Below are 13,331 nucleotides of genomic sequence, written 5' to 3' on the forward strand. Positions count from 1 at the left end.
CCAATGTCCGGGACGGCCAACTCTGCATTGGGCGCATGCGACGGGTTTCCACGGCCGCCTTTACACGCCGTTGCTGGAGAACCTGACCGACTCTTTTAATGTTGTAGCCTGGGACATGCGAGGGCACAGGGCCAGTGCCGGTGCCGGTGCCGGTGCGGCAAAAGCTTCGATGTTACAAGGCTGGGAGATCTACTATCGAGACCTGACCGCTCTACTGGACAGCCTGGATGAACCGATCTGGCTTGCTGGCCATTCCATTGGAGCCACCACCAGCATCATGGCGGCCGCCCGACGACCAGACAAAGTGCGCGGTCTGATTCTTGCGGAGCCCGTGATCATGGATGCCTGGCAGGGCCGGATGTTTTGGTTGGCCAAGCGGCTACGCCGGTCTCACCGTTTTGCGCTGGCGGCCGGCGCAGCACGTCGGCGCAGTGTATTCGAGTCGCACGCTATGGCCCTGAGCAATTATCGTGGCCGCGGCGGCTTCAAGACCTGGCCCGAGGCATGGCTTGAAGCCTACGTGAGCATTCTTTCCGGAACAACCCACTTCCTGCCGATGGAGCGACCGGATGCGGTTTGCGATACCGTGTTGCAAGGTTTGCAATAGGCATCAAAAACGCAGTCGCACCTTTCTCCACGGCTATTTCCAAATCTTAAGCGGGCTGTGGATATGTAAGCGTTTTTGGTAAGGGACATATGTTGCTTCAGGCAGTGGCCCACCTAGCCTGGCCGCCATGGGCGCGTATAGAGTTTAGTTCGAGATTGTCGGAAAGTGAAGGTCAGTATGAACTGAGAGCACGGACTGAGCGAATGGATGTCAGGTGCTATTATATGCCCAAAGCCCCGGTATTGCAGGCTTTGAGAGAGGTTCGAGCTGTTTGAATTCAGGAAACCGGCGCTGTCTGCGCATCGCGGACACCAATTGCTTGGAATTAATGAAGCTCTGCTGCATATTGGCTTTACTGCTACCCGGGCGATTTTTTTGCGCTGCGAAGTCGCTGAGTCAGGCCATGGCCAAGGGCGAAAAAATGCACAAAACCCCGCATTTCTTTTTCAACGTCGTCAAGCTTCATCGCCTGTGGACGAAGGAGTTTGAAAAACAGCTTTCAGAGATAGGCATGACCCATGGGCTGGCCACTGTCTTGCTACACCTCGAATTGCTCGGCGAAGGCTCAACCCAGCGGGAAATTGCCGAAAGCATGGAGATAGAGCAACCCACCCTTGTTGTTCTTGTAGCACGGCTAGAGGAGCTTACGCTCCTGACGCGAAGGCCTTATCCGGGAGACCGCCGAAAACACGTGCTAATGTTGACGCCAAAAGGAAGGGAATTACTTTCCCGAATAGACGACATTTACGAATCCGCTTACCAGACGCTTTTCATCTGCATTGATGGAGAACAGATTGATCAGATCGAGCAGCTGTTGGCTAGGATTTATAGCGCCTCAAAATCGTAATCTTTTCAATTGACTATCGAAAACCAACGTGGAACGCAAACGAGTACAATTTGATGTTCTGATAGTCAGCACAAGAAGTCGGCGAAGCGCTGACTGTAGGCGTAGTGAAAAAAGGCCCTGAGATCGGTGCGCACCTCCGCGCCACCACGTTTTGGCAGGTGACCGGTCAGTCATTGGCACATCCATTCAGGGAGTCTGCCACCTGTGCCGGGACTATCTTTCATGCCACGCACCTGCCGTTGACCACCCGGTTCCTGGCTATCTACCTGCTGACCCAGCGCAAGAGCGGTCTCTCGGAATTGCAGCTGTCTCGGGATCTCGGCGCTGCTGATAACGCAGCCTGGAAGCTCAAACACAAGGTGCTGCAGGTCATGCACGATCACAACCAGACAGAGAAGCTCAGCGGCCGTATCGAGATTGATGACGCCTATCTGGGCGGCGGAACGGTCGGGAAAACCGGGTCGTGGTGCCGAGCATAAATTCCCCTTTGTCGCTGCGGTGCAAACCTATGGCGAGGGCCACCCGATGCGGGTTCAGCTTCGCCGTGTGAGTGGCTTTACACTGACCGAGGTGCGTCGTTATGCCCAGCAGGCCATTGCGCCAGGGAGCCAATTGGCAGCGGTGGTCTCAACTGTTTCAGGGCCTCTGACACGAGCGCCATGTCACTGGGGCGACCGTGCCAGCATGTCCGTCGTTACGATCTCAAAGCCATGCTCTCTCGGTTCCCGACGGTCGCCGCCTATGCCTTTCCGCCTTTTAAAGATAGCTGACTCTTATGCGTAGTCAGGTGATGTTTTGACCTGGACGTCCTCAACGATCGTGGGTTATCGTTGGGGTGGGTAAACAACCCCTTAAACAGAGCCGCATTGAGGGGCGCAGGTCAAAACGTCGTGCCTAAAAAGCTGTTCGATCACAAAATGGGGAATGTGAATGAAGATTGTACGAGTACAGGACATCATTGGTACCGAGCGTGAGGTAAGCGACAAGCAATGGACCAGTCGCCGCCTGCTGCTGAAGAAAGACGGCATGGGTTTCTCCTTCCACAGACCATTATCAAGGCCGGCTCTGAGCACACATTCTGGTACAAACATCACCTGGAAGCGGTTTATTGCGTTGCTGGCAACGGTCGCATCAAGGACCTTGTCACCGGCGAAGTCCATGAGATTACGGACGGCACTCTGTACGCCTTGGACAAAAATGATCGGCACACGCTCTATGGCGGAACCGAAGACATGCGCCTGATCTGCTCCTTCAACCCACCGGTCACCGGCGGTGAGGTTCACGACGAGGACGGTGCCTATATAGCGGATACCAGCGAAGGCTGATCCGTTTTTTCCATGGCTAAACAATAAGTTACAGCCACTCTGCCGATGCTAGCCATTGCTTCATGTCCGGCTCACTGGCCATCTTTCGCCTTGGCCCGCGACACACCCTCGCGCTGGCCATGGTGATCGGCGTTACCGGCCGGGGCCTGGACCCAACCCCCTTCTCGACCAGCTCGGCTACCTGAGCGATTAAGCTATTCGCAGCATTCTCCCTAAACTGTTCGCCGTCTTCAATGTAGCCCCGGACTGTTGCATCATGCTTCCAGCCACCCTGACCCTTGATCTGTGCGAAATCCACTTTTTCTCGAGCGGCAGCGGTGGATAGACCGCGCCGAAAGCTGTGACTGCTCAGGGTTGGAGCGAAGTCCAGGCCGCAGGTTTTGCCCAGTGTCTTCAGGACACGGTTCACCGACCCGCCCGAGAGGGGTTGAGGTTGTAACTGATCCCAGCGGTTGACGGCTCGAAAGACGGGGCCTTCGTGAGTGCCTGCATGCTTCAGCCAGTCGTCGAGGGCCTTGACCGGGAAGACTGGCTCGCTGCTCCGAGGCAGGGCCCGTGTCAGCCCATCACCTTGTTGATCCGTCTTCGAGCGCGGCAGAGTCATCCACCACCAGCGCCGGTACGGGGCAACCTTTACAAAAATTTGTGGAGCCATGGATGTCGGAAGACAAGCGATTTAAGATGGCTCAATCGCTTCTTTGGAAAGGCCACTGAAGCCTGGGCCAACTCCCGATCTCAGCATGCCTCCAACGGCGCATAGGCAAGAACGAGCCACTTAGCTCCCTCATCAAAGTTCACCTGTACCCGGGTATGATGGCCAGAACCCTCGGAGTTCATCACGATACCCTCGCCAAACTTGGGATGGCGTACCCGCTGGCCCAGGCTGAAACCCGTGCCAACGTCTGGTTCCTGGCTGAACAGGCTTTCGTTTGGCCGGGCTACCATGGCTGGCCGGCTGACCGTGTTTCGCAACCGCACCTCCTGAATGCAGTCACCCGGAATTTCACGAACGAAGCGGGACAGCGCGTGGAATTTCTCCTGGCCATACAAGCGGCGGGATTCGGCGTAAGTGAGCACCAGCTTTTGCATTGCCCGGGTAATGCCCACGTAAGCCAGACGGCGCTCTTCTTCCATTCTTCCCGGCTCCTCCAGCGACATGCTGTGAGGGAACAAACCTTCCTCTACACCGGCCAGGAACACCAGCGGGAACTCCAGACCCTTGGCTGAATGCAGCGTCATCAATTGGACACAGTCTTCGTTGGCTTCCGCCTGGGTCTCACCCGCATCCAGCGCCGCCTGGGCGATAAATTCCGACAGCGGATCAACTCCCTCCTCCACTTCAAAGCCCGACAGTGCGTTCACCAGTTCGTCCAGGTTCTCTGCCCGAGCCTGGCCTTTTTCTCCCTTCTCGTTAGCGTGATAATCCCTGAGGCCGCTCAGTTCCAGGGTTGTCTTCATCAACCCATGTAAGGAAGCGTCGTCCACCATTTCCGTCAGGCGTTCAATGATGCCCATGAAGGATTGCAAACCGGTTTTGGCCCGCCCTTTAACCTGTCCGGCTTCCAGCAACCGCTCGGCAGACTCCCACAGGGAAATACTGCGCTCGGTGGCAAACGCCCGCATGTCGGCCAGGCTCTTGGCACCAATACCGCGAGCCGGAATGTTCACCACCCGTTCGAAGGCAGCATCATCACGGCGATAGTGCACCAGGCGCAGGTAGGCGATGGCATTGCGGATTTCCTGGCGATCATAGAATTTCAGGCCGCCGTAAACGCGGTAGGGAATGCCCTGGCGAATCAGGGACTCCTCCAGCACCCGGGACTGGGCATTGGAACGATAGAGAATCGCCGACTCGCTGCGCAGGTTGCCCTCACTGACCCAACTGCTGATGGTGTCGGCAATATAGTTGGCTTCGTCCTGCTCGTTGAACGCCGCGTACAGGCTTATCGGTTCGCCGTCGACACCGTCAGTCCAGAGTTCCTTCCCAAGCCGGCCGACGTTATTGGCGATTACAGCGTTGGCTGCTTTCAGGATCAGCTGGGTGGAACGATAGTTCTGCTCCAACCGTACCAGCCGGGCATTGGGAAAATCCCGCTGATACTGCTGGATGTTCTCGATTTTCGCGCCCCGCCAGCCGTAGATGGACTGGTCGTCGTCCCCCACCACCGTCAGCGGCACCCGATTCCCTGCCAGAATCTGGAGCCAGGCGTATTGGATGGTGTTGGTATCCTGGAACTCGTCTACCAGTATCTGCTGGAAGCGGCTCTGGTAGTGGCTCAACAGCTCTGGGCGATAGAGCCACAGCTCATGAGAGCGCAGCAACAACTCTCCGAAATCCACCAGGCCGCTCAGATTGCAGAGCTTCTCGTACTGGCGATAAACCGTCAGCATGGTCGAGGTAAAATGGTCGCCCGGATTCTCCTGGATATGCTCCGCCCGCAGCCCTTCATCCTTCTGGCCATTGATAAACCACTGCGCCTGCTTCGGCGGCCAGCGGCTTTCATCAATCTGTAGCTCCCGCATCACCCGCTTGATCAAACGCAACTGGTCATCGCTGTCCAGCACCTGGAAGTTCTCCGGCAGGCCTGCGTCCTGGTAATGGGCCCTGAGCAGTCGGTGTGCAATACCGTGAAACGTGCCAAACCAGAGGCCACGGGCCGGAATGTGCATCATCTGCTCGATGCGATAACGCATCTCCTTGGCCGCCTTATTGGTAAAGGTCACCGCCAGGATGCCCGTGGGCGGTACTTTGTCCACCTGCATCAGCCAGGCGATTCGGTGCACCAACACCCGGGTCTTGCCACTGCCCGCACCCGCCAGCACCAGCAAATGGTCGTTCTGGGCAGTGACTGCCTCGCGCTGGGCGTCGTTGAGGGCGTCGATAATGTGGGAGACATCCATAGAGATCCGGTCGCTACTGGTTAAATGAACAGGTGCAGAATTATAACAGGAGAAAGGAGGGTTTGCCGGATGTGGGTTTGATGGAGCTGGCTTGTCGGATTACGGCTTTGCCTAATCCGACCTACGATTTATTTATGCGCGTACCTGTCGGGTGGCGATACAGAAAATGTGAACACTGTTTATGAAACTGGCGTCAACTTGGGTATACTCCCCGCCGCGGGTTGCCCGGAAGAACCTTTTGTTCCTCCGCTGGCCACCGTTTTCCCGCACCAGACAAATTGCAGGGGCAAGACATAAGTCCCCTGAAGCCAGGAAGGCGCCCGCATCTTGCGACCAGACATCAAAGGAGATGATGTACGATGTACTCCGTATACCGAAGCACTACCCGCGTTACCCTTACTTCCCTTGCACTGACCGCCACCCTGTCGTTTCCCGCCACAGCCGATGACAGCCAGCGTATTGACCAGCTGGAACAACGGCTGGATTCCATGCAGAAGCAGATGACCGAATCGAGCCTGGAAAAGGTTCGCCTGAACGGTTTTTTCAGCACCGGCTATACCCGCGCCAATAACGACGCAGGTTACGACGAGGCGACGGAACAGTCCGACCTGGAGACCCTGAGCCTGTTCGGCCTGCAAAGCACTTTTGCCCTTGGCCGCAATACCAATGCGGTCTTGCAGTTGGTGTCCCGTGGTAGCGAAGACTGGGACACGGAACTGGAGTGGGGCTATCTGCGCCACCAATTCGCCAATGGCTCCGAACTGCGCGCCGGTAAAATGCGCCTGCCGTTGTTCATGGAATCCGAAACGCTGGAAATCGGCTACGGTCAGCCGTGGGCACGCCCGCCCGAAGCCGTTTACGACCCAGTGCCGGTTCGTAGCTACCTGGGCGCCGATGCTGCCTACACACTGAACCTGTCAGGTTCTTCTATCCAGGCCCGCGCCTTTGCCGGCCATCTCGACGATGATGCCGCATCCCTGGGGCAGACCGTGAGTGTAGAGTTGCGCAACATCACCGGCCTGACCGCCAACTGGACCAACTACCTGTGGACCTTCCGTGGTGTTTACGCCCATGCAGAAGCCACCATCGGCGGAACACCAGCTCTGGGTGACGAAGAGAAAACAGAGTTCATGGGGCTCGGCCTGTCCTACGACGATGGCAACTGGCTGTTGATGTCGGAACTGACCCGCGTTGAGGTAGAGGGCTTTTACCAGGACACCGACTCTGCCTACATCACCCTCGGCTATCGGGTGAAGGAAGTCACGCCTTATGTAACGGCCTCGTGGGTCGAAAGCCAGGACAACTATGAGCGCGACGGCACTCCACTTGAAGTTCTGGACGTACGCCGCCAGGCCTACAGCCTGGGATTCCGCTGGGACATGACCACCTCGGTAGCCATGAAGGTGGACTGGACCCACGCCCGGGGCTTTGGCAAGACCACTGGGGGCCTGATTGGCAACCAGTTGGATGCCCTGGCTGGGAATCCCGGCGGCCGATTCGACAGCACCGACGTATACACCGTCCGGCTTGATGCCGCATTTTGATCAGGAGGGACACCATGGCGATTCGACGCGTATCCGTGCCCACATTGCTCATCGCGTTGTGCCTGTTGAGCAGCGTCACCCGGGCAGAACTGGTAATCATCGGCCACCACGGTGGCCCGGATTCCATCACCGTGCAGCAGGTGAAGGACATCTACCTGAACCGCAGCTCACGAATGCCTGACGGCCAGCGCGTGGTCGCGTTCCAGCTTCCAGCGGGCAACAGCATGCGGGATGAGTTCAATGACCTGATCACCGAGCGCAATGACGCCTGGCTGAAGTCGTTCTGGTCGCGGCAGGTTCTGACCGGAAAGGGCCATCCGCCGAGGGAGGTATCCTCGGCGAACAGTATGAAGAGCGTGGTGTCATCCACTCTGGGCAGTATCGGCTATCTCGATTCCACCCTGGTGGATGACTCCGTGAAGGTCCTGTTGACGCCGGAACCTTAAAACCCGCGCGGAACGGTCTGGGCCTCAACGAATTCGAACAGGCCTTCCAGACCACCTTCGCGGCCGGTGCCGGACGCCTTCATGCCACCGAACGGCGCTTCCGGCGTGGGCCCGGTACCGGTGTTCCAGCCGCAATGGCCGAAACGCAGCCCGGCGGCCACCCGCTGGGCGCGTTCAGCGTCGGCGGTGAACACGTAGGATGCCAGGCCGAATTCGGTGTCGTTACCGGCGTCGATGACTTCTTCCTCAGTGCGGAAGGTCGCCATCGGCACCAGCGGACCGAAGGTTTCCTCACGGGAACAGCACATATCCCGGGTAACACCGGAAATAACCGTCGGTGGGAAGAACAGGTGGCCATCGCCAAGGTCTGCAGGCTTCTTGCCGGCCACCAGTTCACCGCCCCGCTCCATGGCGTCCTCCACGTGGCGCTTTACTTTGTCGAATCCGGCCTTGTTGATCAGCGGGCCAAGGTCAACGTCTTCCGTCAAACCATTACCCACGGTCATGCCATTGACCCGGTCTGCGAGTTTCTTGCCGAAGTCATCCACCACTTTCTCGTGAACGAAAATTCGGTTGGCACAGACACAGGTTTGCCCGCCGCCCCGGAATTTGTTGGCAATCAGATTATCGGCGGCAGCATCGAGGTCAGCATCGTCAAAGACGATAAACGGCGCGTTGCCACCCAGCTCCAAAGCGAGTTTCTTGACCTGATCTGCCGTATCCAGTATCAGCTTGCGGCCCACTTCGGTAGAGCCGGTGAAGCTGAGCATGGGCACGTCGGGGCTTTCGCACAACACCTTGCCGATCACACTGGCCTTGCCCATAACCAGGTTGACCATGCCGTCTGGCAGGTCGACGTGTTTGTCCATCAGCGCGAACAGCGCAATCATCGTCAGCGGCGTCTCGCTGGCCGGCTTGATCACCGACGGACACCCGGCCGCCAGGGCGGCGGACAACTTCTTGGCGATCATGCCAATGGGAAAGTTCCAGGGCGTGATCAGGCCTGCCACACCAATCGGGCGATAATGCACGGTCCAGGTACAGTCCTTGGGCTTTTCCGCCAGGGTATGAGCGTCCAGAGCCTGGATATGTTTGGAGCAATAATCGAAGAACCCGGCGGCGTAATCCACCTCGCCCTGAGCTTCCTTCAACGGCTTGCCATGTTCCATGCAGAGGATACGGCCCACTTCCTCTTTATTGGCCTTGAGCGCATCACGAATATCTTCCAGCCACTTGCGACGGGTTTCGATGGAATAGGGACTGGTTAAACGAAGCGCAGACTTGCCCGCTTCAACTGCCTTGTACACTTCACTTTCAGACATCGATGCCACACTGGCAACCACCTCACCCGTGGCCGGGTTATAGACATCGAAGGTGTTACCGTCCGGCGATTCAGACCAGCGACCGCCGATGTAGCCAGTCAGCTTGGGAAGCAGTGGTGACTCGATCATCTCGGCTCCTTTTTGCAATGTTCTCGGAATGTATAAATTGGGGTTTGCGTCAGTGTGATATGTCTCTCATAGTGGATGCAGAAACCGCCACTGTAAAGTCAGACCATGGTGTTTTGACCAGCGCCGGCGGGGGCCTATACTCGAACCATGTCATTATCAGGAGGCAGGAACATGAAGGCGTTTTTTCATCCCTCTCAGGATCAGCATCTTCCGAAGACCTATTTCACTCGCGGCCAGATGCGTCAGCCCCAGGAAGTTCCTGATCGTACCGAACAAATGCTGGAAGGGCTGAAGGCCATGGGTATTCCGGTATTGCAGCCGGCAGACCAGGGTGCCGGGGCGATTTCAAAGGTACATGATTTGGGTTATTTGCGCTTTTTGGAGTCTGCCCACCGGCGTTGGTCGAAAATGGAAGACTGGGGTGACGAAGTGATTTCCAATATCTTCGTTCGATCACCGAATGCCCTCAAAGGCATCCTCGCCGAAGCCGCCCGCTACCAGGCCGATGGCAGTTGCCCCATCGGGGAGAACACCTGGGACGCGGCCTACTGGTCTGCCCAGACGGCACTCGGCGCTGCAGATGCCCTGGTTGCCGGTGAGCGCCATGCCTACGCGGTTTGTCGCCCACCGGGCCACCACGCTCGAAAGGACGCCGCCGGCGGCTTCTGCTACCTCAACAATGCCGCCATTGCCGCAGAACACTTGAAACCCCGTTATCCCAGGATTGCCATCCTGGACACCGACATGCACCACGGCCAGGGTATCCAGGAAATCTTCTACGACCGCAGCGATGTTCTCTATGTCTCGATTCATGGTGACCCCACCAACTTCTACCCGGTGGTCACTGGCTATGAAGATGAGCGTGGTGAAGGAGAGGGTCTTGGCTACAACATCAACCTGCCGATGCCCCATGGCTCCTCGGAGGAAGATTTTTTCGACAAACTGGACGAGGCACTGGCATCCATTCGACTGTTCCAACCAGACGTTCTGATACTTACCTTGGGATTCGACATCTACCACAACGACCCCCAGGCCAAGGTATCTGTCTCCACGGAAGGCTTCTGTCGCCTCGGTTCCGATATCCGTCGCACAGGCCTTCCCACCCTGGTTGTGCAGGAAGGCGGTTATGACCTTGATGCTCTCAGCGCTAACGTGCAGCAGTTCTTCAAGGGGCTGGAAGGGTAACCATCAGTTCGCCGGGGCATACACCTTGATATTGGTGTGGCCCTCGGCTTTCAGATGACAGGCGTGCATGCGGCTCATAGTGCCGCGATCACAGTACAGCAGGTACTGCTTGTCGCCCGGCATAGACTGGATTCGCTCATTCAGCTCGTAGAATGGAATCTCCAACACCTGATTGCTGGTGAGGTGAAGCGGTGACTGCTCACCTTCCGAAGGGTGGCGCACGTCAATAATTACATCGTTTACAGCCGGTGTATGTACAAGTTCCACCTCTTCTGGCGTCTGGGTGGTCTCCAGAAGGCGGTTGACCGGTGTGTCCTGACGGCTGGCGATGGCCTGCTCCAGAACCCGGGCGTCCATAGCGGCCTCATCTTCCTCCACCCGATGAAGCTTGGCGCGGGTAGCCGGTTTACGGGAAATCACACCGCAGTATTCCGGCATGATGCGAGCAAACGGCTCGGTACCGATGTCCCGGGCGATGTTGATAATGGCTTCCTTGTCCATGGAAATCAGTGGCCGCAGTACCACCTCGTTGCTGGCCCGGTCCACCACGTTGAGGTTGGATAACGTCTGGCTGGACACCTGTGCCACTGCATCACCGGTCACCAGGCCCGAGGCATTATTGGCGGCAGCAATTTCGGAAGCGGCTTTCAGCATCTGGCGCTTGAGTACCACCCCCCAGTGGCGATGGTTAACCGAACGCATGATTTCAGCCACCACGCCTTCAAAGGGCACAGAAATGAACTTGGCGCCGTGGGAGGCGCCGTAACGATCCCACAGGTAATGCACCACCTGGCGCACGCCAATCTCATGGGCGGGACCACCCAGGCTGAAAAACAGGAAATGAGAGCGAAGCCCCCGACGCATCATCAGGTAGGCCGCCACCGATGAGTCATAACCACCTGAAACCAGGGTCATCACCGTTTCCACCGCGCCCAACGGGTAGCCGCCCGCACCGCGGTGTTTGCGGTGGGCAATGTGATAATGGTCCTCGTTGACCTCAAGACGCACTTCAATATCCGGGTTGCGGAGGTTTACGCCCTTGGGCTCGGAGGTTTCAAAAAGGGCGGCTCCGACAAAACGCTCCAGATCAATCGAGCGAAACCCGTGATTACCGTGGCGGCGGACCCGAACCGCAAACGTTTTGCCACGGATACGGTCTGCATATGCTGCCACCGCCTGCTCCGCCACGTCGTCCATACTTATCCACGGAAATACACCTATTTCCTGGATGGTCGAAATACCCGGAATGCGACACAACTCTTCAATCACTGGGCCCGCCAGACCGCGCCCATCAGGGATGGCCACATCAACCCGGTCCCAGGAGCCCTCAACGTGAATATCGTTGTCCAGACGTGCCAGGAGTTTGCGTATATTCTGCCGCAGGTGCCGCATCTGTTGCCGGCGAACGGGTTTACTCTTGATGGCCACTTCAGCGGCGGGGCGTATAAGGAGTTTCATAAATCGGACGTCTGTCGGGTAGCGTAATTACAGTAAAGCGCTTAGTGTAACGGTTTCACGGTTTGCCTCAAAATCGGGCATTCCCGAGACCCGCTATACTGAAACAAAAAAGGAACGCCCTATCACCTTGGGCCCGCAGCACATTCAGGAGTTTCTCCGTTCATGACCGAATCCACCATCAATGCCCTGGTCTCTCCAGAAGGCAGCCTGGAAATCCTCTCCAACTTCGAAGTCAACCGACTTAAGGACAAAAGCGAAGGGGGCCTGTACCGGCTATTCCGGCAATGCGCTCTGGCCGTGCTCAATACGGGCGTTGAAACCGACGACGGTAAAACCCTGATGGAAGCCCACGCCGACTTTGACGTTCGCCTGATTCCACAACCACGCGGCCTCAAACTGGAACTGGTCAATGCGCCGGCCCATGCGTTTGTGGACGGGCAGATGTTGCGCGCCATTCGGGAACATCTGTTTTCGGTATTGCGGGATATCATTTATTCCTATTCCATCCCCGAGTCCGCAGAGGGACTGCGCCGGGACGACCCTGAGGGCATCACCAACCTGATTTTTCACATTCTCCGCAACGCCCGCGTGCTGCAGGCAGGGCGTCATCCGGACCTGGTGGTGTGTTGGGGTGGCCACTCCATCAACGAGCGCGAATATCAGTACAGCAAGGAAGTGGGCCACCAGTTAGGCCTGCGCGGGCTGAGCATTTGCACCGGTTGTGGCCCTGGCGCCATGAAAGGCCCAATGAAAGGCGCCACCATTGGCCACGCCAAACAGCGGGTGAAAAACGGCCGCTACATTGGCCTGACGGAACCGGGCATCATTGGTGCCGAAGCGCCGAACCCTATTGTTAACGAGCTGGTGATCATGCCAGATATCGAGAAACGCCTCGAAGCCTTCGTTCGGACGGGCCACGGCGTGATTGTGTTCCCCGGTGGTGTGGGTACAGCCGAGGAAATTCTCTACCTGCTCGGCATCCTGTTGCACCCGGACAACGCCGACCTGCCCTTCCCGGTCGTCTTTACCGGCCAACAGGAAAATGCGGAATACTTTGAGATGATCGACCAGTTCATTCGCAATGCACTGGGCGATGAAGCCGCCAGCAAGTACGAAATCATCATCGACGACCCGGACAAAGTCGCCCGCACGATGAAACAGGGCATGAAGGACGTAGAGACCTTCCGCCGGGCCATGCAGGACGCCTACTATTTCAACTGGATGCTGAAGATCGACCCGGTGTTCCAGATGCCGTTCGAGCCCACCCACAAAAGTATGCGGGCATTGTCGCTGCACCGGGAGCAGCCGGTTCACCTGATTGCCGCCAACCTGCGCAAGGCGTTCAGTGGCATCGTCGCCGGCAACGTCAAGGAAAGTGGCATACGCCACGTGCAGGCCAAAGGGCCGTTTGAAATCTCTGGCGACCCGGAGCTACTGGCGCCCCTGGAAGCGATGCTGAAAGAGTTCGTAGCCCAGGACCGGATGAAACTGCCCGGTTCCGGCGCTTACGAACCCAGTTACCGGATTGTCAGCGAAGCAACGCCTGCCATGCCCTGACGATGATGGG

At 57.5% G+C, this 13,331-nt stretch carries 10 protein-coding genes and 2 pseudogenes; 8 read left to right on the plus strand and 4 right to left on the minus strand.

Translation table 11 applies throughout. From position 1 onward, the window contains the following. The 4 genes and pseudogenes from AC0B60_RS18950 to AC0B60_RS18965 form a co-directional block, all read left to right on the plus strand. A partial coding sequence (locus AC0B60_RS18950; protein WP_465087429.1) for an alpha/beta fold hydrolase occupies positions 1-607 on the plus strand: 607 nt, incomplete at its 5' end. Positions 608-1,010: 403 nt separating this feature from the next. Next, on the plus strand, positions 1,011-1,454 hold the full coding sequence (locus AC0B60_RS18955; RefSeq protein WP_465087431.1) for a MarR family winged helix-turn-helix transcriptional regulator: 444 nt from the start codon (positions 1,011-1,013) through the stop codon (positions 1,452-1,454). A gap of 203 nt (positions 1,455-1,657) precedes the next feature. After that, positions 1,658-2,104: pseudogene (locus AC0B60_RS18960) on the plus strand (IS1595 family transposase); the annotation flags it as partial. A gap of 280 nt (positions 2,105-2,384) precedes the next feature. Then, positions 2,385-2,707, plus strand: a pseudogene (locus AC0B60_RS18965) (ectoine synthase); the annotation flags it as partial. Between the two features lie 100 nt (positions 2,708-2,807). Here the strand turns inward: AC0B60_RS18965 and AC0B60_RS18970 are convergent. Further along, on the minus strand, positions 2,808-3,434 hold the full coding sequence (locus tag AC0B60_RS18970; RefSeq protein ID WP_465087432.1) for a tyrosine-type recombinase/integrase: 627 nt from the start codon (positions 3,432-3,434) through the stop codon (positions 2,808-2,810). 80 nt (positions 3,435-3,514) lie between these two features. Next, complete coding sequence (gene uvrD, locus AC0B60_RS18975; protein ID WP_465087433.1) at positions 3,515-5,680, minus strand: DNA helicase II; 2,166 nt, start codon at positions 5,678-5,680, stop codon at positions 3,515-3,517. 359 nt (positions 5,681-6,039) lie between these two features. Between uvrD and AC0B60_RS18980 the strand changes: the two genes are divergently transcribed. Then, positions 6,040-7,224, plus strand: a complete 1,185-nt coding sequence (locus AC0B60_RS18980) for a hypothetical protein (protein WP_465087435.1) — start codon at positions 6,040-6,042, stop codon at positions 7,222-7,224. 14 nt (positions 7,225-7,238) lie between these two features. Beyond that, entirely contained in the window at positions 7,239-7,670 is a 432-nt protein-coding gene (locus AC0B60_RS18985) for a phosphate ABC transporter substrate-binding protein (protein ID WP_465087436.1), read from the plus strand. Here the strand turns inward: AC0B60_RS18985 and AC0B60_RS18990 are convergent. Continuing rightward, positions 7,667-9,121, minus strand: a complete 1,455-nt coding sequence (locus AC0B60_RS18990; RefSeq protein ID WP_465087437.1) for an NAD-dependent succinate-semialdehyde dehydrogenase — start codon at positions 9,119-9,121, stop codon at positions 7,667-7,669. The genes AC0B60_RS18985 and AC0B60_RS18990 overlap by 4 nt on opposite strands. 171 nt (positions 9,122-9,292) lie before the next feature. Between AC0B60_RS18990 and AC0B60_RS18995 the strand changes: the two genes are divergently transcribed. Then, the gene (locus tag AC0B60_RS18995; RefSeq protein ID WP_465087439.1) at positions 9,293-10,306 is read left to right on the plus strand and encodes a histone deacetylase family protein; all 1,014 of its coding nucleotides are present in this window, start codon (positions 9,293-9,295) and stop codon (positions 10,304-10,306) included. Positions 10,307-10,309: 3 nt separating this feature from the next. Here the strand turns inward: AC0B60_RS18995 and thiI are convergent, their stop codons facing one another. Continuing rightward, positions 10,310-11,764, minus strand: coding sequence for a tRNA uracil 4-sulfurtransferase ThiI (gene thiI, locus AC0B60_RS19000; protein WP_465087440.1), 1,455 nt, complete (start codon positions 11,762-11,764; stop codon positions 10,310-10,312). A 162-nt stretch (positions 11,765-11,926) separates the two neighbouring features. On the opposite strand from thiI, the gene ppnN reads away from it, so the two are divergent. Next, a complete protein-coding gene (gene ppnN / locus AC0B60_RS19005) occupies positions 11,927-13,321 on the plus strand; it encodes a nucleotide 5'-monophosphate nucleosidase PpnN (RefSeq protein ID WP_465087442.1) in 1,395 nt (464 codons plus the stop codon). The last annotated feature ends 10 nt before the right edge of the window (positions 13,322-13,331 follow it).

This window comes from Marinobacter sp. V34 (genome assembly GCF_055524115.1).

Excerpts from the sequence above, each read along its gene's own strand:
- ppnN (WP_465087442.1), top strand. The coding sequence starts at position 11,927 with ATGACCGAATCCACCATCAATGCCCTGGTCTCTCCAGAAGGCAGCCTG.
- AC0B60_RS18970 (WP_465087432.1), bottom strand. The coding sequence starts at position 3,434 with ATGGCTCCACAAATTTTTGTAAAGGTTGCCCCGTACCGGCGCTGGTGG.
- AC0B60_RS18980 (WP_465087435.1), top strand. The coding sequence starts at position 6,040 with ATGTACTCCGTATACCGAAGCACTACCCGCGTTACCCTTACTTCCCTT.
- uvrD (WP_465087433.1), bottom strand. The coding sequence starts at position 5,680 with ATGGATGTCTCCCACATTATCGACGCCCTCAACGACGCCCAGCGCGAG.
- AC0B60_RS18985 (WP_465087436.1), top strand. The coding sequence starts at position 7,239 with ATGGCGATTCGACGCGTATCCGTGCCCACATTGCTCATCGCGTTGTGC.
- AC0B60_RS18990 (WP_465087437.1), bottom strand. The coding sequence starts at position 9,121 with ATGATCGAGTCACCACTGCTTCCCAAGCTGACTGGCTACATCGGCGGT.
- AC0B60_RS18995 (WP_465087439.1), top strand. The coding sequence starts at position 9,293 with ATGAAGGCGTTTTTTCATCCCTCTCAGGATCAGCATCTTCCGAAGACC.
- AC0B60_RS18955 (WP_465087431.1), top strand. The coding sequence starts at position 1,011 with ATGGCCAAGGGCGAAAAAATGCACAAAACCCCGCATTTCTTTTTCAAC.
- thiI (WP_465087440.1), bottom strand. The coding sequence starts at position 11,764 with ATGAAACTCCTTATACGCCCCGCCGCTGAAGTGGCCATCAAGAGTAAA.